This is a genomic window from Streptomyces sp. NPDC087215 (assembly GCF_044744885.1).
GTDB lineage: Bacteria > Actinomycetota > Actinomycetes > Streptomycetales > Streptomycetaceae > Streptomyces.
This window is the reverse complement of the sequence record NZ_JBIUZD010000007.1, coordinates 187,511-210,360: the sequence shown is the minus strand read 5'-3', so window position 1 is coordinate 210,360 and position 22,850 is coordinate 187,511. Positions and strand designations below refer to the sequence as shown.

Annotated in this window: 16 protein-coding genes; 1 reads left to right on the top strand and 15 read right to left on the bottom strand. The window is 71.3% G+C overall.

Annotation, left to right across the window (positions count from 1 at the left end):
* Window positions 1-8: 8 nt before the first annotated feature.
* The 13 genes from ACIO92_RS20420 to ACIO92_RS20360 all read right to left on the bottom strand — a co-directional run bounded on the left by ACIO92_RS20420 (window position 9) and on the right by ACIO92_RS20360 (window position 16,841).
* The gene (locus tag ACIO92_RS20420) at window positions 9-662 is read right to left on the bottom strand and encodes a flavoprotein (protein WP_366441420.1); all 654 of its coding nucleotides are present in this window, start codon (window positions 660-662) and stop codon (window positions 9-11) included.
* 36 nt (window positions 663-698) lie between these two features.
* Complete coding sequence (locus ACIO92_RS20415; RefSeq protein WP_366441215.1) at window positions 699-1,178, bottom strand: hypothetical protein; 480 nt, start codon at window positions 1,176-1,178, stop codon at window positions 699-701.
* Window positions 1,179-1,244: 66 nt separating this feature from the next.
* Window positions 1,245-1,967 (bottom strand): thioesterase domain-containing protein, encoded by a 723-nt coding sequence (locus ACIO92_RS20410; RefSeq protein WP_366441214.1) that lies wholly within the window; start codon window positions 1,965-1,967, stop codon window positions 1,245-1,247.
* Window positions 1,964-9,163, bottom strand: coding sequence for an amino acid adenylation domain-containing protein (locus ACIO92_RS20405; protein WP_402282587.1), 7,200 nt, complete (start codon window positions 9,161-9,163; stop codon window positions 1,964-1,966). Before ACIO92_RS20405 ends, ACIO92_RS20410 begins: the two co-directional genes overlap by 4 nt.
* A 50-nt stretch (window positions 9,164-9,213) precedes the next feature.
* Complete coding sequence (locus ACIO92_RS20400; protein WP_366441212.1) at window positions 9,214-10,359, bottom strand: glycine amidinotransferase; 1,146 nt, start codon at window positions 10,357-10,359, stop codon at window positions 9,214-9,216.
* Window positions 10,343-11,281, bottom strand: coding sequence for a hypothetical protein (locus ACIO92_RS20395; protein WP_402058051.1), 939 nt, complete (start codon window positions 11,279-11,281; stop codon window positions 10,343-10,345). The genes ACIO92_RS20400 and ACIO92_RS20395 overlap by 17 nt, the downstream gene beginning before the upstream one ends.
* A complete protein-coding gene (locus ACIO92_RS20390) occupies window positions 11,271-12,140 on the bottom strand; it encodes a hypothetical protein (protein WP_366441210.1) in 870 nt (289 codons plus the stop codon). The genes ACIO92_RS20395 and ACIO92_RS20390 overlap by 11 nt, the downstream gene beginning before the upstream one ends.
* Before the next feature lie 38 nt (window positions 12,141-12,178).
* Entirely contained in the window at window positions 12,179-12,937 is a 759-nt protein-coding gene (locus ACIO92_RS20385) for an SDR family oxidoreductase (protein WP_366441209.1), read from the bottom strand.
* Window positions 12,937-13,566: a GNAT family N-acetyltransferase gene (locus tag ACIO92_RS20380; protein ID WP_402058055.1), complete on the bottom strand. Its 630-nt coding sequence runs from the start codon at window positions 13,564-13,566 to the stop codon at window positions 12,937-12,939. Before ACIO92_RS20380 ends, ACIO92_RS20385 begins: the two co-directional genes overlap by 1 nt.
* Before the next feature lie 9 nt (window positions 13,567-13,575).
* Window positions 13,576-13,815 carry a hypothetical protein gene (locus tag ACIO92_RS20375; RefSeq protein WP_402058057.1) on the bottom strand — a complete coding sequence of 80 codons (240 nt, stop codon included), beginning with the start codon at window positions 13,813-13,815 and terminating at the stop codon, window positions 13,576-13,578.
* Window positions 13,812-14,831 (bottom strand): ketoacyl-ACP synthase III, encoded by a 1,020-nt coding sequence (locus ACIO92_RS20370; protein WP_366441206.1) that lies wholly within the window; start codon window positions 14,829-14,831, stop codon window positions 13,812-13,814. Before ACIO92_RS20370 ends, ACIO92_RS20375 begins: the two co-directional genes overlap by 4 nt.
* Before the next feature lie 280 nt (window positions 14,832-15,111).
* Entirely contained in the window at window positions 15,112-15,732 is a 621-nt protein-coding gene (locus ACIO92_RS20365; RefSeq protein ID WP_402282591.1) for a hypothetical protein, read from the bottom strand.
* A 98-nt stretch (window positions 15,733-15,830) separates the two neighbouring features.
* Window positions 15,831-16,841 carry a ParB/RepB/Spo0J family partition protein gene (locus ACIO92_RS20360; RefSeq protein ID WP_402282593.1) on the bottom strand — a complete coding sequence of 337 codons (1,011 nt, stop codon included), beginning with the start codon at window positions 16,839-16,841 and terminating at the stop codon, window positions 15,831-15,833.
* Between the two features lie 205 nt (window positions 16,842-17,046).
* Here ACIO92_RS20360 and ACIO92_RS20355 point away from each other — a divergent pair, with 205 nt between their 5' ends.
* Window positions 17,047-17,244: a hypothetical protein gene (locus ACIO92_RS20355; RefSeq protein WP_402058061.1), complete on the top strand. Its 198-nt coding sequence runs from the start codon at window positions 17,047-17,049 to the stop codon at window positions 17,242-17,244.
* A 41-nt stretch (window positions 17,245-17,285) separates the two neighbouring features.
* Here ACIO92_RS20355 and ACIO92_RS20350 read toward each other — a convergent pair whose 3' ends face one another.
* Together ACIO92_RS20350 and ACIO92_RS20345 are read right to left on the bottom strand one after the other, a co-directional pair.
* Window positions 17,286-20,312: a BTAD domain-containing putative transcriptional regulator gene (locus ACIO92_RS20350; protein WP_366441202.1), complete on the bottom strand. Its 3,027-nt coding sequence runs from the start codon at window positions 20,310-20,312 to the stop codon at window positions 17,286-17,288.
* 1,194 nt (window positions 20,313-21,506) lie between these two features.
* Window positions 21,507-22,835: a class I SAM-dependent RNA methyltransferase gene (locus tag ACIO92_RS20345; RefSeq protein WP_402282595.1), complete on the bottom strand. Its 1,329-nt coding sequence runs from the start codon at window positions 22,833-22,835 to the stop codon at window positions 21,507-21,509.
* Window positions 22,836-22,850 lie beyond the last annotated feature (15 nt).

Here is a 22,850-nt window from a genome sequence, read left to right as displayed (position 1 = left end):
CGGCCTCCTCAGGCGTCGACAGGTACGGCCGCGGCGGTCTGCGCGGTCTCGGTGTCCGGCGCCCCGGTGGCGGACGGCTCGGTGGTGGCCGCCTCGAAGGCGGCTATCGCGTCCCAGAGGGGGGCGGTCACATCGGTCTCGGCGCCGGTGGAACGGCTGGTGCCCTTGCGGGGTTCGACGAGGTGGTAGTGGGGGACGGCGTCGAGGCGGTCCAGCACGTCGATGATGATCGGATTCCGTGCGACCCCCGGCGGGAAGGTCGGGGCGATGACGACGGGAGCGCTGGTGCCGAGCGCGGCGAGGAAGAAGGGAGAGGTCCCGGCGCCCGATGCCAGGCCCGACAAGAAGGCGACGCTGGCGGGGTAGACCAGGATGCCGTCGTAGTCGGCCGCGATCCGGGTGTGCACCGGCTCCCGCCGGCCGTCCGCGGTGTCCCAGGTGTTGCGGACGACGGGTGTCCCGGTCATCGCGGTGAGGGCCGACGCACTGACGAAGTGCTCCGCCGAGTCGGTCAGCCCCACCGTCACCTTGTAGTGGGGGCGGTTCACCGACAGCCAGTTCAGCCAGAACGGCAGGTGCGCGGTGGAGAGGGTGCCGGTGGCGACCAGGAACAGATGGGCCTGCCGGGCCTTCGCCGCGGCGCCCTGGTCGAGCCGGGACATCGATGTCACGTTTGCTCCCTTGCTGCGTTGCTGTGGTCAGTCGTCGGGCGAGTCCCAGCGCCGTTTGGCGTCCTCGTCCCACCGCCGGTCGTCCTCGCGTCGGCGGTCGTCCTCGCGCCGCCGGTCCTCGTCGTCACGCCGACGGCCGTCCCTTCGCCGGTCCTCGTCGTCGCGTCGGTAGTCGTCGCGCCGCCGGTCCTCGTCGTCGCGTCGGTAGTCGTCGCGCCGCCGGTGGTCGTCGTCACGCCGGTAGTCGTCCCTTCGGCGGTGGTCGTCGTCACGCCGACGCTCCTCCGAGGACTTCAGGCCGAAGTCTCCACGCAATTCATCGACGAACCGCCGAGGCTTTCCGCGTCGATAACTCTCCGCGAATTCAAGCCCTCCGAAGAGGACAAGCGCAATACCGAACGGCCTTCCTTCGAACCAGATGAATTTCGTGTCCGGGAAAGCGGCGATGAGCACCACACCCGCCACAGCCAAGGCGATCCCGAGAACCCTTTTCAGATTTGTCGACACGATCTTTCGCACCTTCCTCTGCCCGTCGCAACCCATCAGCCGAGTTCAACCGCGTTGCGCATCCTGTCAGTTGACGGCCGAAACTTTACATGCCGAAGATGGATCATGCAGAGCAAGGCTGAAAACCGCCTGCCGAAGCAGGCCAAAATCTTGCGACACCAGGTAATGCCCGCCCGGAAGAAAAGACACTTCCACGTCGTCGCCGAGTTCCTTCCAGCCTTCGAACGCCTCCCTCGGCACCAGCGGGTCCCCGTCACCGGCGAAGATCCTGACGGGCACGGACAGCGGGCTTTCCTGCGGCCGGTGCTCGTACGTGGCGCACAGGCGCGTGTCGTCCTGCAGCAGGCCCAGGAAGGGCCGGACCCAGGCGGGATGGGCGACCAGCCAGTCGGGGATGCCTCCGATGGCCCGCAGCCGGGCGAGCAGCGCGTCCTCGTCGTCCTCCGCCGTGAAGGTGCCCCACGACAGGTGCGGCGCTCCGAACGCGGCGACCGCCAGGGCTTTGGGGAGCCGCCCGCCATGCCGTCGCACATGCCGGGTGAGCAGATAGGCGAGGAGGCCGCCCATGCTCTTTCCGAACAGCACGTAGTCGTCGTCCATGTGCGGTTCGAGTTCGGCGGCGAGTGCCGGTACCAGGCCATCGGTGGTGCGGTGGGTCCTGCGTCCCGAATCCGGCCGGACCGGAATGCCCACCGGCACCACTTCGAGCCCGGCCGGGGCGTACTGGGCCCAGGGGCGGAACACGGAGGCGTTGCCGCCCGCGTGATGGAGGCACACCAGCTTCGTCACCGCGCTCCTCCCCCACTGCCCATCATGTCGAACAGTCGTTCAGACAGGGCGGTGACGGTCGGATGGTCGAAAATCATCGAGGGCGGCACCTTGCACTCCAGACCGCGCTGCAGATGGCTTCTCAGCTCGATGGCCCGGAGCGAATCGAGACCGTGGGCGAAGAGGTCCTGGTCGTCCGTCAGGGCGCCGCCGCCCCGGGCGCCCTCCCCGAGCACCCGCCGCACCAGTTCCCGTACGTGGTCGACCAGCAGCTCCCGGCGGGCTTCCGGCCCGGCCCCGTCGAGCGCGGCCCGTACGCCCTCCCGACGCGCCTCGGCGCGTCTGCCTCCCGGCATGTCGGCCAGGAGGCCGCGCAGAGCGGGATCGTCGCGGTCCTCGAACCGGGTCCAGTCGGCCGGCAGCACGGCGACGACGGGATCGGGGCCCTCCGCGGACAGCAGACGCTCCAGGACGGCCAGACCGTCGGCCGTCGGAATGACGTGTTCGCCCTTGCCCACGAGGACGGTGTTGAGCCCCGCCCGTGCGCTCATGCCCGTCTCGCCCCATGAACCCCACTGAATGGCGAGTCCGGGCAGTCCCAGGCCGCGCCGGTGGGACGCCAGCCCGTCGAGGAACGCGTTGGCCGCCGCGTACGGAGCCTGGCCCGGGGTGCCGAGCAGCGACGAGGCGGAGGAGAACATGACGAAGAAGTCCAGCGGCCGGCCTGCCGTCAGCCGGTGCAGGTTCCACGCCCCCCGCGCCTTGGGGGCCATGACCCCGGCCAGGCGTTCGGGCGACTGCAGCAGCAGCACCCCGTCGTCCAGGACGCCGGCCAGGTGCAGCACCCCGGCGAGCGCGGGAAGGGCCGGGTCGGCGTCGATCCGGCCGAGCACGTCCGCCAGCGCCTCGCGGTCCGCGACGTCCACGGCGTACGTCACCACCGTGGCACCATCGGCGCGCAGTCGCTCGATCCGCTCGCGCGCGGCCTCCCCCGGCGGGGTACGGCCGAGCAGCACGAGGTGGCGCGCTCCGGCGTCGCACAGCATCCGCGCCGCCTCCAGACCGAGCCCGCCGAGCCCACCGGTGACCAGGTAGGTGGCGTCGGGCCGCGGCCCCGCACCGGCCCACGGCCCGGTCCCCGGCGGACCGGCCTGTTCCCCTCGGAGGAGGACCTCCAGGTGCCTGCGGTGGCCGTCGTAACCGACCCGGTGCCGCTCGGGCTGCTCCGTCGTGACGCTCAGCAGGGCGAGCTCGGCGTACAGCAGGGCGGCGCGGCTGCGGAGGTCGGTGCGGGGGTCGAGGTCGATCTGGGTGATGCGGAGCTCGGGGAGTTCCGCCGCGGTGACCCGTCCGAGGCCCCACAGCGCCGCGTCGGCGGGGCGGGTGACGGGGCGGCCGGCCACGGCCTGGGCACCGGCGGTCACCAGGCACAGACGGGGCGCGGCCGCGTCGAGCACGGCGAGCCGTTGGGTGAGCCGCAGCATACGACCGCCGTCCGCCACGGCGTCGGCGCCCGCGTCGCCGGTGCCGTCCCGGTCACCGCGGCAGACGGCGACCAGGTCGTACGGACCGAGGTCCGCGTCCTCCGCCCAGCCGTCGAGGACGTCACAGCCGACCCCGTGGGTCCGGGCGAAGGCGGCGACCTCCCGGCCCAGCCCGGCGTCGCCGGTCACCAGCCACCGCTGCTCGGGCACGGCGGACGGCTGCGGCGGCGCGACCGGGTTCCACAGCGTCGTGTAGAGCCACTCCCGCCAGGTCTCACGCCGTGCCGGGATCATCGTCTCCCGCGCGGCCCGCTTGAGCAGGACGCCTTCCAGGGCCAGGACGAGGGTGCCGTCGGACGCGATCAGGTCGATGTCGGCGCGCAGGACCTCCGGGTCCTCCTCGTGGGTGGGGCGCAGCCGGGCGTGGCACCACGCCTCGGTCCCCGCGGAGGCGCTCTCGACGCGCACCCGGTCGGCGCCCAGCGGCACGTACGTCCGTCGGCCCAGTTTCTCCGGGTAGGTCACCGTCAGCGCGAGGAAACACGCCTCGATGAGAACCGGGTGGGCCCGGTGGAGAGAGGCACCGGCGCGCAGCTCGGGACCGAGGCGCACCTTCGACAAGGCGTTCGGGCCGTGCTGCCAGAGCCGTTCGGTGACTTGGAACAGCGGCCCCAGGTCGATCTGCCGTTCGCGCTCACGCTGGTAGATCTCGTCCGGCCGCAGCTCGTGGCCCTCCAGTGCCTTCCGCTCCGTCTCCAGCCGTGCGGGGGTGTACGGCGGGGCGTCGCCCGCGGCGGCGGCGAGGTTGCCGGAGGCGTGCAGGGTCCAGCCTCCGGGGCGCCGGGTCCGGTCGCCGGTGGCCAGGGGACGGGAGTGGACCTCGAAGGTGTGGCTGCCGTCCTCCTCCGGTGTGAGGGCGATCTGGGTCTGGCGCGGGGCGTCCCCGTCGGGGAAGGCCATCGCGTGGTGGATGTGGAAGTCCCGCAGCTCCGCGGGCACCGGTCCGAAGACCTCGCGGGCTGCGGCGAACGCCATCTCCAGGTAGGCGACACCGGGGAGGACCAGCGAGCCGAAGACCCGGTGGTCGCTCAGCCACGGCAGGGTCTTCACACCGGCGACCGCGTCGAAGCGCACGCCCCCTTCGGCGTCCGCGAGGTCGAGGCGGCGGCCCAGGAGGGGGGCCGTGCGCGGGTCGGCGACCGGTTCCTCGGTGCCGGGGGCGTCGATCCAGTGGCGTTCCCGCTGCCACGGATAGGTGGGAAGCGGGACGCGGTGCCGGTCCGGTCCCCCGGTGACCGCGTGCCAGTCGAGGTCGACGCCGTTCTCGTACACCCGGCCGACCGCGTCCAGGAGCCGGCTCCACGGCCGGTCCGGCCGGATGCTGGGGACGAGCGCCGTACCCGGTTCGTCGAAGAGCTCCTCGACGAGTTGCAGCAGGGTCGGGCGGGGGGCGATCTCCAGCAGGGTGCGGACACCGAGCCCGCGCAGGGACGTGGCCGCGTCGTGGAACCGGACGGGCAGGATCGTCTGCTCGACCCAGTAGCGCCAGTCGGCGAGTTCGGCTCCGATGTCCTTGCCCGTCACCGAGGAGACGACCGGTGTGCGGGGCGGGTGGTAGGTGACGGTCCGGGCGACGGCCTCGAACTCGGCCAGGGTCGGTCGCATCAGGGGCGAGTGGCAGGCGACGGAGATCTCGAGCCTCCGGTGCCGGACGCCCATGGCGGTCAGCCGAGCGCAGATCTTCTCGATCTCGCCGGTGCGGCCCGAGATCACCGTGGAGGTGGGGCTGTTGGCGGCGGCCACGGAGGTGTCCGGGCGGAGCAGCGGGCGGACGGTCGCCTCGTCGGCGGCCACCGTGACCATCGTCCCCGGTTCGGTGCGGTCCCGCATGAGGCGGCTGCGGGTGCACACCAGCGTCAGCGCGTCCTCCAGGGAGAACACCCCGGCGAGGCAGGCCGCGACGTACTCACCGAGGCTGTGTCCGACCATGACGTCGGGGCGCACGCCCCACGACTCCCAGAGCTTCGCCAGGGCGTACTCGAAGGCGAACAGCGCGGGCTGGGCCTGGCTGGTCTCGTCGATGGGGGACGGCTCGCCCGGCTCCGGGAAGAGCACGGACAGCAGCGGCGTGCCCGAACGGTCACCGAGCAGTTCGGCACACCGGTCCACGGCATCCCTGAACACGGGCTGCCGCCGGTACAGCTCCCGGCCCATGCCCGCGTACTGCGAGCCCTGCCCGGCGAAGAGGAACGCCACTCCGCCGGGCAGGGCGGGCCCGCCGCCGGCCGTCGTGTCGTGCCGCGCCGCCAGGAGTTCCTCCCGGGCCTCCCGCGCGCTCGCGGCGACCACCGCGCGCCGGTACGGGAAGTGCCGTCGGCCGGTACCGGCCGTGAAGCAGGCATCGGCGAAGCGGGCCGGGTCCTCGATCGTGCCGAGGACGTCGGCGTAGCGACGGATCAGCTCGTCCAGGGCCCGTCCGTCGCGGGCGCTGAGCGCGAGGACCCGGGGCTCGGAGGTCCCGGTGACCGGCCGGGGGGTGGGCGCCGCCCGTCGGGGAGCTTCCTGGAGCACCACGTGGGCGTTGGTCCCGCCCACGCCGAGCGAGGTGACTCCGGCGGTACGCGGACGTCCGCCGGTGGTCCACGGCGCGGTGCGGGTGCCGACGCGGAAGGAGGAACGGCCGAAGTCGATCTCCGGGTTGGGAGCGGAGAAGTGCAGGCTGGGTACGAGCGTGCCGCGCTCGACGCAGAGTGCCGCCTTGATGAGCCCGGCGATTCCGGCCGCCTCGTCCAGGTGTCCTATGTTGGTCTTCACCGAGCCGATGACACGGTCGCCCGCCTCGGGCCCGGTCCCGAACACCTCGGTGAGGGCGGCCAGTTCGATCGGGTCGCCCAGGGCCGTGCCGGTGCCGTGCGCTTCGACGTAGCCGACGTCCCGGGGGGCGACCCCGGCGACGGCCAGTGCCTCACGGACGACATCGGCCTGCCGCGCCGGGCTCGGGGCGGTGAAGCCGGCCTTAGCCGCGCCGTCGTTGTTGACGGCGGAGCCCTTGACGACGGCGATGATCCGGTCGTTGTCCTCGACCGCCTCGTCGAGCCGCTTCAGGACGACGACCCCGCAGCCGTCGCCGAACAGGGTCCCCGCGGCACCGGCGTCGAAGGTCCTCGTGCGGCCGTCGGGGGACAGGATCATGCCCTCTTCGTGGAGGTGTCCGGCACCCTGCGGCACGACGATGTGCACGCCTCCGGCGAGGGCGAGGTCGCTCTCCCCCTCCAGGAGGCTCCGGCAGGCCAGGTGAACGGCGACCAGCGATGTCGAGCACGCCGTCTGCACGCCCAGGCTCGGGCCGCGCAGGTCCAGTGCGTACGACACCCTGGTGGCGAGGTATCCGCCGTCGTTGCCCAGTTGGAGCTGGAACTGCTCCATGTCCGACTCGGTCAGCGCCTTGGAACGCCCGTAACCGAAGTGCGGCAGCAGGTTGTTGAGCAGGTACGTGCTCATGCCGCCACCGGCGAAGACCCCGACCTGTCCGTCCCGGGCGTCGCCCGGGGCGTGCCCTGCGTCCTCCAGCGACTCCCAGGCGCACTCCAGGAACAGCCGCTGCTGCGGGTCGAGGAGTTCGGCCTCCCGGGCCCCGATGCCGAAGAAGGACGCGTCGAACCGCTCGATGTCCGGCAGGACCGCACCGGCCGCCACGAAGTCGGGGTGGCCGGCGATGTCCGGGTCACGCTGCCCCTCGCCCGCCGTGGGCGGCCCGCCCACGGACTCCACGCCCCGGAGGAGGTTGTTCCAGAAGGTCTCGACATCGGGGGCGCCGGGAAAGCGTCCGGACATCCCGATGATCGCGATGTCTCCGGTGGCGCCGTGCGGGCGGCCTCGCCGGGTAGCGGGGGGCGTCACCGGGCCCGGTGCGTCGTCGCCGTTCCGGTCGAGGTGGGCCGCGAAGGCGTTGATCGTCGGGTGGCGCAGCAGATCCGTCATCGACACGTCCCGGCCCAGGGCGCGCACGAGGGCCGCCCGCACCTCGACGAGCATCAGGGACGTACCGCCGAGGTCGAAGAACCGGTCGCCGACGGACACGTCGTCGAGCCGCAGCACGGTACGCCACACGTCGACGAGGAGCCGCTCGGTCCCGGTACGGGCCTTGACGGAGGCCCCGGAAGCCAGCCGCTCGAAGACGGCCGGCGGCTGCAGCAGGGCCCTGTCGGTCTTGCCGCTCGTGGTGAGGGGCAGTTCCGGCAGCAGGACGTACGCCTCCGGGAGCATGAGCGGGGACAGTTCGGGGACCAGGAAGACATGCAGCTCACGGGCCGCGGTGGCGGGGTCGAGCGACGAGCCGGGCACCACGTGGGCGACGAGACGGCGGTGGCCGTCGATCTCGTGGGCGGCGACCACCACCTCCTCGACGCCGGGATGCCCGAGGAGCAGCGTCTCGATCTCACCCGCCTCGACGCGTACGCCGTGGACCTTGAGCTGGGTGTCGATCCGGCCGAGGTGCTCGACGGTGCCGTCCGGCAGGCGACGGCCGAGGTCACCGGTCCGGTAGAGCCTGCCGCCGCCGTACGGATCGCCCACGAACTTGCGGGCGTTGAGGTCCGGCCGGCCGAGATAGCCCGGCGAGACCCCCGCTCCGGCGACGCAGAGTTCTCCCTCCGCGCCGTCGGGCACCTTCCGGAGGTCCTGGTCGAGGATGTGGACCTGCACTCCGTCGATGGGCCGCCCGATCGGGGCGATCGCGGGCCAGTCTCCGGGATCGCCGTCCAGGGTGTGGGAGGTGGCGTCCTGGAACTCGGTCGCGCCGTAGTGGTTGTGCAGGCGCGCGCCCGTGCGGGAGAAGAATCCCCGGATGTGGGGGCCGATCCGCAGTTGTTCGCCGGTCGTGACGACCTCGCGCAGATGCGGCCAGTCCGTCTGCTCCGCCGCACGCGCCAGGTGTTCCAGGAGCGTGACCGGCAGGAAGAGGCGCTCGACGCGCTCCTCGCGGAGGAAGTCGACGAGTGCGTACGGGTTGCGCCGCACCTCGTCGTCGGCGACGACGAGCGTGCCGCCGAAGCAGAGGGTGGAGAAGATCTCGTGGAAGGCGAAGTCGAAGCTCAGGGAGCAGAGTTGGGCGGTACGTCGGCTGCAGCTGTCCGGCCGGGCGCGGTGGTGCCAGTGCAGGAGGTTGAGCAGGGCCGCGTGGGTCATCACGGCGCCCTTGGGCACACCGGTCGAGCCGGAGGTGAAGACGGCGTACGCGGCGGCCTCGACGTCGTCCGCCTCGTCCCGGGGCGTCTCGGCGGCCCTGTCGGTGTCCGGGAGCGGCCCGTCGGTGTCGGGGAGCGGCCCGTAGTCGTCGTCGAGGACGAGGACGCCGACCGGCAGTCCGGGCGGCGGGGGTGTGCCGTCGGTGACGAGCAGGGTGATGCCGGCCGTCTCCACCACTTGCCGGACCCGCCCCGCGGGGTCGGCCGGATCGATCGGAACGTAGGCCGCGCCCGCCCGCATGATGCCCAGCATCGCCGCCACGGTCCCGGGACCCCGGGCCATGCGCACACCGACGAAGTCGCCCCGCCGCACACCGGCGCGGCGCACCGCGGCGGCCACGTGCCCCGTCATCGCGTCGAGCAGGCGGTAGCTGACCTCGCGGGTGCCGTGGACCAGGGCGGCCTCGTCGGCCCGCGGTCCCCGGCCGCGCCGTGCGACCAGCTGGTGCACTCCGGTCACCGGTTCCTCGGGAAGGTGGTTCGGCATCGTTCCTCTTCGCTCTCGTCTCGCGTCCTGGCCCCTTGCCGCCGCCCTCCTCAGCCCAGCGGCTGGTACGGGACGGAGGGGAAGTAGTCCTCCCTGGTTCCGTCCCGGTGGATGTCCCAGGTGGCGCAGTGCAGGGACCCGCCGTACTCGAAGACGTTGCGGAAGGGGAGTGTGAGGACCTCGAAGCCCAGGTCGCTGAGCAGGTCCTGCAGGGGCTTCTCCTGCTCCTCGCAGATGACCTTGTCCGGGGAGAGGCTCAGCACGTTCATGGAGAGCCACTTGGACGACTGGCAGTAGTCGGGCATCTCGTCGTTGGACAGCACGGGCTCGGGCGCCTCGATCAGCTTCCAGCCGTTCTCGGTGAACATCGGCAGCTCGTCGTGGCGCAGGGGCCGGTCCGGGTTGGTGAGGATCAGGCCGGGCCGCAGCGGGACGAAGGTGCAGTCGATGTGGGAGGGGAAGTAGTCCAGGGGGAAGTGGACGGGGTGGACCCGGAAGCCCTTGGGTTCCAGGGTCCGCTTCAGCCAGCGGATCCCGGCACGGTTGGTGGTCATGGACTCCTGGACCAGGATGTCCCGCCCCAGCCGGCTCATGTCGGCGGCGTCGAAGACGATCTCGTCCTGGGTGATGCAGAACTCCGAGGCGTGCATCCGGGCGTGCCGTTCCTCGATCGGCCACTCCCAGAAGTCCTGCCGGTACATGCTGTCGGCCATGGTCGGCTTGGGGGCGACGGTCCACGACACCCTGGGGTCGGCCTCCCAGTACTCGTACACGAGCTTGCGGTACGGCTCGTACTCGAAGTAGCGGGCCCGGCGGGACATGGTGGCCTCGACGATCTCGTTCCCGATCGTGATCATCACGTCACGCGGGCAGACCGCGCAGTACTGGTTGGCGACCTCGAAATGGGGGGTGCGTACCGGCCGGGAGTAGTCGTGCACGGCCGGGCGGCGGACCTTCACCCCCTGGCTCCGCAGGAGGGCGGCCAGTCCTTCGAGCTCCTCCTCGGCGCGTGCCACCGCCTCGGCCGACTTGGGTCCGGTCGGGAAGGGTGCTCCGGCCCCGCCGCGGACCTGCGGACGGTTACCGGGCTCGGTCGGTTCGAAGGCGGCGCCTGCCGCGGTGCCCACGACCATCTCGCGCAGTGGGTCCCACTCGTTCCAGGCGTTCACCACGGGGGTGTCAGCGAGAGTCCGCATGAAGGTTCCTTCCGTTTCTGTCCACGGGGTTCGGGGCGGCCAGGTGCCGGTGGCCGACGCGGCCGGCCACCAGGTCGCGCACACGGGTCACCACGAACGATCTGGCGGGGCCGACCAGATCCACGGCGGTGACCCCGGGGACGGAACGCAGGCCGTCGATCAGCAGCGGCAGGTTCGCCGTGTCGAACCACTGCTCCGTCACCATCTCCCGGTACGCCTCGGGGGTGTCGTCCACGCGTTCGCCGGTGGACGGGGAGATGACGGCCGCGGTCGTCGGCAGGAACTCCACCCCGGCCAGCAGTTCCGCGAAGGCGGCCCGGCCGGGGGCCGCGTACGGGCAGTGCTCGGCCCGTTCGAGCACGTCAAGGACGGAGACGCCGAGCCTGGTCAGGACGCGCCTGATCGCCTCGGTGTCGGTGCCGGTGATGCTGATGGCGATCACGCCGGCTCCCAGGTCGACGGAGAGCCAGGGTTGCGGGTCGTGGGCGCGCAGCGCGTCGACGAGCCGGTAGGCGTCCCCCTCCGACGAGGGCAGGACGGCGAGGAAGGTACCGCTGCGGCGGGCCGCGTTGGCCTCGATCTGCCGGGTGTTGGTCTCCCGGATCAGGGTGAAGCAGGTCTCCTCGCTGATCGCACCGGCGAAGAGCAGGGCCGTCAGACAGCCGGCGCTGAGACCGCCGAACGCCTTCCATCCGGTGGGTTCCTCGGCCAGCCGCCTGATGAGGGCGACGGCCAGCAGTGCCTCGTGCACCGTGGAGGAGAGTCCGTCGCTGCCCTTTGCCGGGTCGACCTCGGCCGGGTCGAAACGGCAGATCCGCGCGGCGCGCCGGAGGTGCTCGTCCGGCACCCGGACGATCGCCGCCAGCTCGTCCTCGGCCAGCGGGAGCAGTCCGGGGACGACGAGGGCCCGGTCAGAGGTCACCGGTGACGCCGCCCGTGACGGGAGCGAGTCCGCACTCCGGGTCGAGGGCCATCGACTTGACCACGAAGGCCGAAGGCTCCAGGACGACATAGGTGTCCAGCCGGAGGTCCTCCAGGTAGCGGATGATCCCGCGCCAGTCGAGGACGGTGGTGAACTGGTCGATCATGTGCTGCCGGACGATCTCACCGCTGGTGTGTGGGCGGCCGTCGTTGATGCTGATCAGGGGCAGTGAGGTGTTGCCGTGAGGGGCGTGGAACTCCCATTCCTCGGCGTAGCGCCGACGCACGGTCTCCATCAGGCCGCAGTGCCCGGGGAAGCTGTGGGGGATCGGCCGGTAGAGGGCACCGGCCTTCATCAGCGCGGGCTTCATGGCTTCCAGGTCCGACAGCCGGCAGGCACCCAGGAACTGGTTGCTCGACACCGTGGCGGCCAGGTGCAGCAGCGGGTCCAGTCCTCGGGCGCGCAGTTCGTCGAAGACCTTGTCGGAGTCGCAGTTGTAGAAGAAGACGCTGACGTAGTCGGTCCCGGCGAAGACCTCGGTCTCGATGGTCGCCATCGTGTGCGACATGCGCACCATGTCCTCCAGCGAGACCCAGCCGACGGCAGCGGCGGCCGTGAGGTAGCCCAGGCTCATGCCGGCCACCACGACCGGCTGGACGTCCCGGACGCGCAGGTCCTGCTGCCAGCCGGCGATGCCCATGATGTTGATCAGCGGGCGCCGGAAGCGGGGGTCGTTGGCCTCCTCCTCGGTGCCGTTCTTCAGGATGGCTCTGAAGTCCATCGCCAGGGTGTCGCTCGCCAGGTCCAGGAGGACGTCCATCTGCTTCGACAGACCGCGCCGCCGAATCTCGTCGTCCACGTGCACCTGGGAGGGGAAGATGTATGCGCCGGTCCTGCTCACAGCGAGAAACCTCCGTCGACCACGACCACTTCACCGTTCACGGCCTCGAATCCGGCACCGGTGACGAGCCGGATCACCGAGGCCACCTTCTGCGCCGGCACCGCGGGATCCTCGGAGCCCGGTGCCGTCATGCCGTCCATCACCTGCGCGGGCACCATGCTCAGCAGCTGCGTGTCCCGGATCGGACCGGGCGAGACGGTGTTGAAGCGCACTCCCACCGCGCCCCATTCGCGGGCGAAGCCGCGGGTCATGGCCTCGACGGCCGCTTTGCCCGCCACGTATCCGACCGCGCCGACGATGTAGCGCCGGGTGATGACCGAGGACACGTTCACGACGCTGCCGCCACCGGTGCCCGCCATGGCCTGCGCGCTGATCGCGTTGACCTGGTAGGCCCCGAAGACATTGGCGTCGATGACCGATCTGAACGCGAGGGCGTTGGACACGGTCGCCACGGCCGGGTCACCGGTCACGGCGCAGTTCACCACGACGTCGCACGGCGCGACCTGAGCGAGCAGCGCACGGATCGTCGGCCCCCTGGGGTCGGGGTCGGGCAGGGTGAGCTGGTGGATCTCGGCCGTCCCACCTCGTTCGGCGACCGTCGCGGCCGTCTCCTCCGCCGCGGCCCTACGGCCGTGGTAGGTCAGGTGCACCGTTTTCGCGTGGGGGGCGAACTCGGCCGCCACCGCCCGGCCCAGGCCGCCGGTGCCGCCGATGACCAGGACGTTCCGGTAGGTCTTCGTGTGGGTTCCGCTCATCACTGCTCTCCGCCCAGGCGATCCGTGATCGCACGCGTGTCGATGCGCCGGGCCAGGTTCTTGTGGAGCACCGCCAGCCGTTCCCGGTCGGCGCGCCGCCCCACGCGGGGCTGGTAATGGGGATAGGGCCGGTAGAACTCGGCCCGGGTGATCGACGACATGAGCGCCGGGACGGTGCCTTCGGGGGTCTGGAGGTAATCGCGGCACACCGCTTCGAAGGACATGTCGTCCGCCAGCCCCAGTCTGACGGTGGCCTCGTTGTGGACCCCCGTCGTGAGCTGGACCCGCTGGCAGTCGCGCACTTCGAAGAGGTAGTCGATCAGGAGCATCGCCGCCTCCAGACCGATGCCGGTGCGCCACAGCTTCGCGTCGCCGACGGCGCCCCCGACCTCGTAGACCCGCTCGCCCAGTCGCCAGAAGTGAGCCAGGCCGATGACCTTGCCGTGGTTGTCCGCGATCAGGGCCGCGCGGTTGTGGTCGTTCTCCAGCGAGGCGTACTGGGACTCACGGACCAGCCGGCTCGACGTGCCGCGCAGCAGGGCTTCGCACTCGGTCGCGCTCAGCCATTGCGCGACGTCCCCGAGGGCTTCCTCCGAGACGGGCAGGATGTGGCACATCAGGCCTTTCACGGGAGGCCGCTATCCGTTCCGCAGCTGCTCGTGGATGCCGCGCAGCGTGGTGAAGTTCTCGATCTTGAGGTCGTACACCTTGTCCCCGAAGGTCTGCAGGAGGGCCGAGGCGAACCGCATGGTGTCCAGCGATTCCAGTCCGTAGGTGTTGCCCGAGCCGAAGACGACGTCCTCGTCGCCCGGTGCTTCGCCGCCGAACCGGTCCGCGAACAGGTCCATGAATACTTTGCGCAGTTCTTCCACGGTCATTCCTCCGTACTGATGTCGTGCGGCAGCCGGAAGCACATCGAGCCCCACATGAATCCGGCTCCGATGGCTCCGAGGACGATCAGGTCCCCGGCCTTGGCCTTGCCGTCCGCGGCGAGGCGCCACAGCGCGGTCAACGCCGATGCCGCACCGGTGTTGCCGAGGACGTCAGCCGTGACGGGCACCTTCGCGGCGTCGACGCCCATGGTGCGGGCGATGTAGCGCAGCAGGCGGACGTTGGCCTGGTGGAAGGCGAACCCGTCGACCTCGGACGCCTCGACGCCTGCGGCCGACAGCGTCTCGGCGACGGACTTGGGGACGCGGGTGGTGGCCTCCTGCCACACCACGCGGCCGTCCATCGTCAGATGGGGGTTCACCGGTGCCCGGCCGGGTGTGTTCCGCGCGTGGTTCAACATGCTCGGTCCGGCCAGCGCGACGGCGGGCGAGTAGGCGTTGCCCAGGTCGTAGGCGAGGAGACCGCCCGGACCCTCGGTCCTGGACAGCACGGTGGCGCCTGCCGCGTCGCCGAAGAAGATGCGTACGGTGCGGTCGTCCGGGTCGGGGAGCCGGGAGGCGCCCTCCGCGCACACCACCAGGGCGTTGCGCATCCCCGGCTCCTGCAACATGCAGGAGGCGGTGTGCAGGGCGTAGACGACAGAGGCGCAGGCGTGCTGGGCGAGGTCCAGGATGCGGGGTGTCGTGATACCGAGCCGCTCCGCGACGATGACGCCCAGGGACGGCACGATCCATTCCGGGGAGCTGCTCGTGACGATGAGGACGTCGACGTCGTGCGCTTCGATGCCGGCGCTCCGCACCGCCCGCTCCGCGGCCTGGACGGCGAGGTCGGTCACGGTCTCGTCGGCGCCGAGGAAACGGCGCTCGCGGATTCCGGTCTTCTCCTCGATCCACTCCGGAGTGGTGTCCAGCGTCTCGCAGAGCTCGGCGTTGGTGACCACCCTGTCCGGCAGGGCGAGACCGCAGCTCCGCAGGCTGACCGGGGCGAGATCCCACGTGGGCACAGTGGTCCCCTCTCAGGTTGGCTGACCGATGGAAATGAGGCAAGAGGCCGGCGGGCCGGCTGCCCAGGAGGAGATCCGGGGCAACCGACCCGCACTACCGATTCAGCAACCGTCGCTGTTGGTGCTGACGGGCATCTCGACGCCGTCGGCGACGATCTCGGTGCCCTGCAGGTCGATCACGTTGGTGAGGTCCATGGTTTTTCCTCCTCTCGAGGTGAGGCTCGGGTGGGAACACCGCCGTTACCGGCGGTGGGCTCAGGGGTGACGCGAGGACCGTGGTTCACGCACTCCACGACGTGCCGTCATGGGCGGTCGTCAGGTCCTTGAGCGTCTTCTTCCGCAGCGCGGCGAGCAGTTCCGCACGGTCGCCCGGGTGCCTCCGGTCCGAGGCGGGAAACGCCGCGAGGTTCGCACAGCAGATCGCTGCCGGCCAGTACTCGCCATCGATGAAGAAACGATTCCTTAGAACACCTTCGACTTCGAAGAAATCGTGTTCCGTGAGGTATTCGAGCAGCACGTCGCTGTAGGTCGGCACCAGCAGTTCGACACGGTTCACCTCGGACGAACGGGTCAGCAGGGCGACCGCCTCCCGCAGGACCTCCTCCACCAGCCGGGCCGTCCAGGCCCGGTCGTCGGCGGAGGAGATGCTCAGCTGGAAGAAACCGGGGGTCTGACCGGGCCACCAGCTCACCGCGCCCACCGTACGGCCGGAACGGCGGACCACGAGATGCGATTTCCGCTCGTCCCCGACAATACGCTGACGTTTTGTCACCGTACGCCACACAGGACCGTCCGTCGAAACGTAGGAGAACACCTGGGAAAGCGCTTCGTCAAGAAGTCGCTCATCCCTTTCCGTGAGCACCGGAATGAACTCCGATTCATTTTCCTGCTGGTTACTCACTTCGCCTCCAGACGTTTCTTCCGGCGCTTTTTCTGCGCTGCTCTCGAATTCGTCATGAACGTATGCCAGTTCGGATGGGCAGTCAACGTCCGGCGAACTCAGCTCGCACGCAGCGCACCCGGGGAATCGCTGACCGAATCCGCCCGCCGCTGAAGGACCTCCGCGCACTCGGACCACATGGTGAGGTTCGCCCGGATCAGCGCCGCCACCACCGAAGCGCAGTGCGCGGGGACGCGCTCGGCGATCCCGCCCGGGTCGGCGGACTGGTCGGGATGCTGGCTGAGCCAGCGCAGCAGGCTGCGCCCGCTCTCGTTGGACCGGAGCGAGGGGTCGTTGCGCAGCCGCTGCAGCAGCACCGCCCGCTCATGCGGCGGCGGATGCCCCGCGGAAGCGGGGGCGGCGGCGCGGACGCCGGAGGTCTCGCGGGGCGCGGCGCTCCGCTGGCGGGGCGGCAGCGGATCGTCGCCCGCCTTGAGCCGGGCCTTCACGTCGGCCGCGGTCGACGGCGAAATGCCTGCCACCCGCGCGACCTCACGCAAAGACAGGTCCGGCCTTCCGATCAGCAGTTCACGCGCTTGGAGCCGCCCCTCGACGCCGCTGACGGGCCGGGCCCGGCCATCGGCGCCGACCCGGGTGTCCGACTGTTCATTCCGGACGGTCGAACGGCGGCGGAGAGCCGCGACGGTGGTGGGGGACAGTCCGGCGAGGCGGGCGATCCGCCGGTCGGACCAGCCGGGAGAGCCAGTCATGATCCTTTTCGCCGCCGCCCTGCGGTCGGCGGCCGTGAGGGGCAGCCCGTGCCGCGAGTTCAGCAGCACGGCCAGGACGAAGGCCTCCTCGCCGGCGGCCTCGTAGAGGCGGGCGCGGATCTCCCGCAGTCCGCGCAGGGCGGCGGCGCGCACCCGGTGTGCCCCGTCTATCACCCGCATCGTGGCCGCGTCCACGACGATCGGCGGGAACTCCTCGCCCGATTCGGCGAGCGCCTGAATATGAACCTCGACCTCACCGACGACTCGCGGTGAATCGACGAGCTTCAGAGCGTCGATGGGAACGTCTTCTATCGGACACTTTTCAAGTCTCTGCTCCAGCACGGTCAGGTCGTCCTGCACGGCTCCCCCAGGTGACAGAGACGTCTGCCGCCCGAGGCGGATCAGTCGGCAGACGTCCTGGACGGCTATCTGCGGGCAGAGTAACGACCGGCGCTTCTCGCTCCTTTTTTCGCCGGATACGGCACCGAAACAACTCCAGAACCTCGGATACACCGCACTCCACCTAGTATCGGAGTCAGTTGTGCGAATACCTGAGGAGAGTTACGTGCGGATGCCCGTAGGACTGACCGTCAGATTCCTTGTCACCGGCGCGGCTCTCGCGGTGGGCTGGGGATACGTCACCCCGCACGCGCCCGGGGCCCCGACCACCCTGGCCTCCCCGGCCCCGACGGCCGCCTCCTGGGGGCTCGGCGTGGTGGCCGACGACCACCCCGACCTCGGCGACCTGCCCTGGACCAGGTGACCGTCCTCCCCCCATCGCCCCCCGCCCGGTGTGCCGTGCCGCTACTCCACGGCCCCGTCGGGCAGGACGCGTCGGTCGAGCAGCCGTACCAGCTCGGCCGGCAGGACGGGCACGCCGGGTTTCATCCACGCGAGGAAGCGGTACAGCCGCTCGGCCCGCTCCTCCCAGTGCGGACCGGACAGGCCCCGCAGCAGGAGGAGCGCCGACTCGGCGTTCACCCGCGCCTCCCCCCGAGCCCCCCGCACCGCCGCCGCGCAGGCCAGGTCCAGCCGGATACGGGCCTGCACGAACGCGTCACCCACCTCGGTCGCCGCCTCCAGGGCCTGCTCCAACGACATGACGGCCTCACCCGGTCGCCGCTGCCGCCACTGCGCTTCCCCGCACACGCGCAGCCCATGGGCCTCCCCCAGCCGGTCGGCCTCCGCCCGGGACAGCAGGACGACCTCGTGGCCGAGCTGACCGGCCTCCTGCGCCTCGCCCTCGCCCAGCAGTGCCTCCGCCAGCCGGTAGAGGTTCTGGGCCTCCACGCGCGGCGAGCTGCTGCTCTCGCCCGCCGCGATGGCCTCCCTGATGAGTGCGATCCCCAGCCGGTTCTCTCCGCGCTCCAGTTCGATCTGTGCCAGCAGGCCGAGCGCGTGGGACCGCCCCGTGTCGTCCTCGGCCTGCTTGAAACAGTCGACCGCCTGCCGGCACAGCACCCCGGCCTCGTCGAGATCGCCGGAGAAGCGGGCGCACAGTGCGAGATTCCGCAGAACGGTGGCCTGCGTACGGGCGTCGCCCCCCGACTCCAGCACGAACACCGCCTCCAGCAGAAGCGCCCGCGCCTGCGGAAAATTCCGCTGGTAGATCTCCACCGTGCCGAGGGAACTGAGCATCGCCCCCACGCCCTCGTTGTCGCCGCTCGCCCGCGCAGCCGCCAAGGCGGTGCCCGCGACGCCACGCCACGCGTCGAGGTGGCTGTGCGTCTCGAACAACGGGACCAGCCTCACCACCAATTCCCAGGGCCGCCCCTCGTGGCCCACTTCCCGCCAGTGCCCGATCAGGTCCGTCACGGCCTGTCGCTCCGACTCCAGCCACGCCATCGGATCGGACCAGGGCTCCTGGACCGGCAGCCACCGGGGCGAGCGGTACCTCGGCTCCTCCCGGAGGGCCGCGGCATGTCCCCGGCCGCGCAGCTGCTCGTGCGCCCGGTCCGCCAGAACGAGCCACGCCCTGAACGCCCTTCCCAGCGCGGCCCGTCGGTCCTCCGGTCCCTCCTCGGCCGCACTGCGTTCCCAGGCGAACAGACGCAGCAGGCTGTGCAGGGCGAAGCGCGGCGGCGTCCCGGGCTCGCCCGGTCTCACATCCAGCAGTTGCGCCTCGACAAGCCGCTCCAGCAGGTCCTCGGCGTGCTCCGTGCAGACGTCCAGGAGGGCGGCGCCCGCCCACACCGCGAAGTCCTCCACGGGCAGCAGACCCAGCAGCCGGAACAACCGTGCCGTCTCCGGGGAGAGTTCCCGGTAGCTGTTCCACATGCCGCCGCGCACCCCGCCCTCGTGCGGGCTGAGCACGTCCAGCCGGCGGCGCCTGTCCTCCAGCCTGCTGACCACCCTCTCGACGGAGCCGTACGGTCTGGCGATCAGCGAAGCCCCGACGATGCGCAGCGCCAACGGCAGCCCACCGCACAACTCCACCAGTTTCACGGCTTGTTCGGGCGAAGCCTCGGTGTAGACCTGTCCCGCGACCGCGGCCAGCATCCGGCCGGACTGTTCGGCGCCGAGCGGCTGCAGGGCGAGCTTCATCGCTGCGTAGTCGCCCGCGAGGAGCTCGAAGGAATCGCGGCCGGTCAGCACGACACAGGACCGGCCCTCGCCCGGAATGAGCGGAAGGGCCTGTGCCACGGACCGGACGTCGTCCAGCAGCACCAGCATTCTCTTCCCGTCGAGCACGCTGCGGTACAGCGCCGAACGCCCGTCCAGGTCGTCGGGGATGTCCTCGCTGCGGACGCCCAGGGCCCGCAGGCACCGGTCAAGGGCCCGCATCGGCGTGACCGGGGACTCGTGCCCGTCGTGCCCGCGCATGTCGACGAAGAGCTGTCCGTCGGGGAAGTACCTGGCCACCCGGTTGCCCCAGAAGACCGCCAGCGCCGTCTTGCCCACACCGCTGGTGCCGGAGATGGCCGCTACGGCCAGGGGCACGTCACCCCGGGCCGCGTCGAGCAGTCGGTCGAGCGCCGCCATCTCCTCGTCTCGACCGGTGAAGGCTGCTGCGGGCGCAGGAAGTTGGGCGGGCGGGGCGGGCGGGGCCGCGGGGGCACCGCTCCGGGGCTGCTCGGCCGCGGCCAGTTCGGCCAGTATGGACTGGTGCAGTTCCTGCAGCGCGGGGCCGGGCTCGGCACCGATCTCCTCGATGAAGACCTTTCGTCCGGCGCGGTAGATCTCCAGCGCGCTCGCTCTGCGACCGGATCTGCGCAGGGCCGTCATCAAGTGGAGTCGCGCCTGCTCCCTGAGCGGCCACTCCTCCACCAGGGGCGCCATCTGGGATGCCACCGACCGGTGCTGACCCAGGCGGAGCAGGAGATCGGCGTTCTCCTCGCTCACATCGAGCCACAGGTCCGTGAGCCGGGCCCGCTCGATTTCCAGCACACCGCCCGACAGCCCCTCGAAGGCCGTACCGTTCCACAGGGCCAGGGCCTGCCGGAAGCACTCCGCCCCCTCGCCGTACTCCTCATCGGCGACGAACTTCCGCGCCCGGGAGACCAGTCGGCCGAGCGCGTCGAGGTCGACGCCGTGCCTCCCGAGCACGAGGGCGTAGCTCCGGTGGCCGGTCACGATGAGCCGTTCGTCACCGGCTTCGTCACGGAAGATGCGGCGCAGCGCGTTGATGCACACCGCGATCTGGTTGCGGGCGGTGACAGGCCGCCTGCCACCCCAGACGGTGTCGATCAGGACGTCCACGGGCACGGGTGCTCCCGCGAACAGCAGCAAGGTCGCGAGGACGGTGCGCTGCCGGGGGCCACCGAGTGGAAGGGGATCGCCGTCCACTTCGACCGTGAGCGGCCCCAACAGCTTGAACGACAAAGTTCGCAAGGATCAATCCTCTGCCAGGGTAGACAGGACTCTCGGGCGCGGAGCCGCGCGGATCCGCGCGGCGACCGGTCTCGGGAAAACGCTCGATGACGCCGTGACTTCCGGAACCGGCGAACCGGCCCGGCGGCGACGTCATCGGGCCCTGTCAGACCCGGGCGGGCATCAGAGCTCCGAAGTCACCCGGTACGGGGCACGCCGGACCGGCCATGACCGCGGCGCGTCCCTCGCCGGTCACCCGCCACCACATCGGCCCCCAAGCCCGCCGAACGACCTTCCGCATGGTCCCCCCATGTTGCACGGCGATGCCCCTTCGCAAACGCACTCTCGGCCCGAACCCCTTGGTCAGACGGTCGCTCACACCACCGCCTGATCCCACACACCTCACCATCCTCACCCACACCACGCCAGGGCGGCACCGCATTTTCCCCCATGAAGTAACGGGGAAGGCTTCTCATCGAGCGGGCCGAGTGGTCCGCGTGGCGCGGTGACACGATCAAGCGGGTGACGTGGGAGGAGAGGTGAAGTCGTTCCAGTGGGTGGTCCCGCCCGCTCTCGAACGACCGCGGGGCCACGGTGCGGACACCACGAAGCGCCCGCACCGACGGCGTTCATGACCCGGCGGGCTGCTGCCCGGCGGCAACCACCGGCCTTCTCCGCGGGGAGCCACCGCGCCGTACGACGGAGCTCCCCGGCCGCGTACGCGTGAACGTCCCCCGTCACGTTCGCGGGTCCGGCTCGGCGGATTCGGATCGGGGCCGACCCTCCGCCCCGGGGACACCCGCGCGATGAGCCGGAGCACGTCGGCCGGTGAGGCGGTGGAGCAGGGCTGAACCTCCGAAACCGCGGCCGAGGCCGTCCGGTCGGACGGCGCGGGGCGGCCGGACGGGCCGGTGGACGACGGAGGGGCGGGCACGCGAGGCACCGGACGGCTCCGGACCGCCTTGGTCGTGAACCGCACCGAGGCCGGACCCGCCCTCGCGGCATTGGGCCGTCGCCACGCCCGGACCTGACGCCCGCCCGCACGCCAGGCACTCGCCGGTCGCCGACTCCGGTGACCGGCTGGACGAGACCGTACTCAAAGAGCGGTCGGTGGTCGCCCACCGGGACCCGCGGGCGGCCGGTGAGCGGGAGACGAGCCTGCGTGTACGGGGCGTTCCCCCGCACACGCACCGGCGGGACAGGCTGGCGGCTGGCTCAGGCCTCCTTCTTCACCGGCTCCAGAATCGCCACGCACTCCACGTGGTGCGTCATCGGGAACAGGTCGAAGACTCGCAGGGTGCGGACCCGGTAGCCGCGCTCCTTGAAGTAGGCGAGGTCTCGGGCCAGGGCTGCCGGGTCGCAGGCCACGTAGGCGATGCGGCGGGCGCCGAGGGTGGTGAGGTGGTGGACCGTCTGCTTGCCCGCGCCCGCGCGCGGGGGGTCCAGGACGATCAGGTCGACATCGGTGATGCCCGTGCGCGGGAGGACCTGCTCGACCTTGCCCTGTTCGATGCGGACGCGCGGGAAGTCGGCCAGGTTGTGGCGGGCGTCCTCCACCGCGCGCTTGCCGGACTCGACGCCCAGGACCGCGCCCTGGTCGCCGACCCGGTCCGCGAGCGCGCCCGCGAAGAGGCCGACGCCGCAGTAGAGGTCCAGGGCCGTCTCGCCCTTGCGGGGCGTCAGGCCCTGCATGACGGCGAGCATCAGGGTCTGCGCGGCCCTCGGGTGGACCTGCCAGAAGCCGCCGCTGCCGACCCGGTAGGTGCGCTCGTCGGCGCGCTCGCGCACGAAGGGGCGCCCGTGGACGCGGTGGACTCCGCCGTCCTTCTCGTCGACGCGCATCACGGAGACCGGCTTGTCCAGCTCCACCAGCGGGAGGCGGGCGCCCGGCCGGGGGGTGAGGATGACCTGGCGGTCGTTCGAGCCCGAGGCGGCGATGGCCTCGACCGAGGCCATGCCCTCCCAGACGCGCTTCTCGATGCCCAGCTCCGAGACGCCCTCGGCGGCGATCATGCAGTGGTCGACGACCTCGACCTCGTGCGAGCGGTGCCTGCGCAGGCCCGCGCGGCCCTCGTCGTCGATCGTGTACTGGACGCGGGTGCGCCACTTCGGCACCTCGCCCGGGGGGAGCTTGTCGCCCTCGGCGGGCATGACGGTGCCGTCCCAGCCCGCCTCCTCGGGGGTGAGCCCGGCCAGCCGCAGGAGCTGCTCCGCGACGACCTCGCCCTTGAGGCGGCGCTGGGCGCCCGGCTTGGCGTGCTGCCAGTCGCAGCCGCCGCACTTGCCGGGCCCGGCGAACGGGCAGGGCGCCTCGACCCGGTCCTTCGACGCCTCCAGGACGGTGACGGCGTCGGCCCGCAGGAAGCGGGAGGTCTCCTCGCCCTCGGTGACCCGGGCGACGATCTTCTCGCCGGGCAGCGCGTGACGGACGAAGAGGACGCGGCCCTCCTCGGTGCGGGCGATGCAGTGGCCGCCGTGCGCCACCGGACCGACCTCGACCTCGTATTCCTCCCCGACCAACGACGAAACAGGGCTGTTCTGCATGGTGGGGGGTCTCCA

Bases quoted from the DNA above. Each gene is read 5' to 3' on its own strand.
- ACIO92_RS20420 (WP_366441420.1), bottom strand. From the start codon at position 662: ATGTCCCGGCTCGACCAGGGCGCCGCGGCGAAGGCCCGGCAGGCCCAT.
- ACIO92_RS20375 (WP_402058057.1), bottom strand. From the start codon at position 13,815: ATGACCGTGGAAGAACTGCGCAAAGTATTCATGGACCTGTTCGCGGAC.
- ACIO92_RS20400 (WP_366441212.1), bottom strand. From the start codon at position 10,359: ATGCGGACTCTCGCTGACACCCCCGTGGTGAACGCCTGGAACGAGTGG.
- ACIO92_RS20385 (WP_366441209.1), bottom strand. From the start codon at position 12,937: ATGAGCGGAACCCACACGAAGACCTACCGGAACGTCCTGGTCATCGGC.
- ACIO92_RS20405 (WP_402282587.1), bottom strand. From the start codon at position 9,163: ATGCCGAACCACCTTCCCGAGGAACCGGTGACCGGAGTGCACCAGCTG.
- ACIO92_RS20345 (WP_402282595.1), bottom strand. From the start codon at position 22,835: ATGCAGAACAGCCCTGTTTCGTCGTTGGTCGGGGAGGAATACGAGGTC.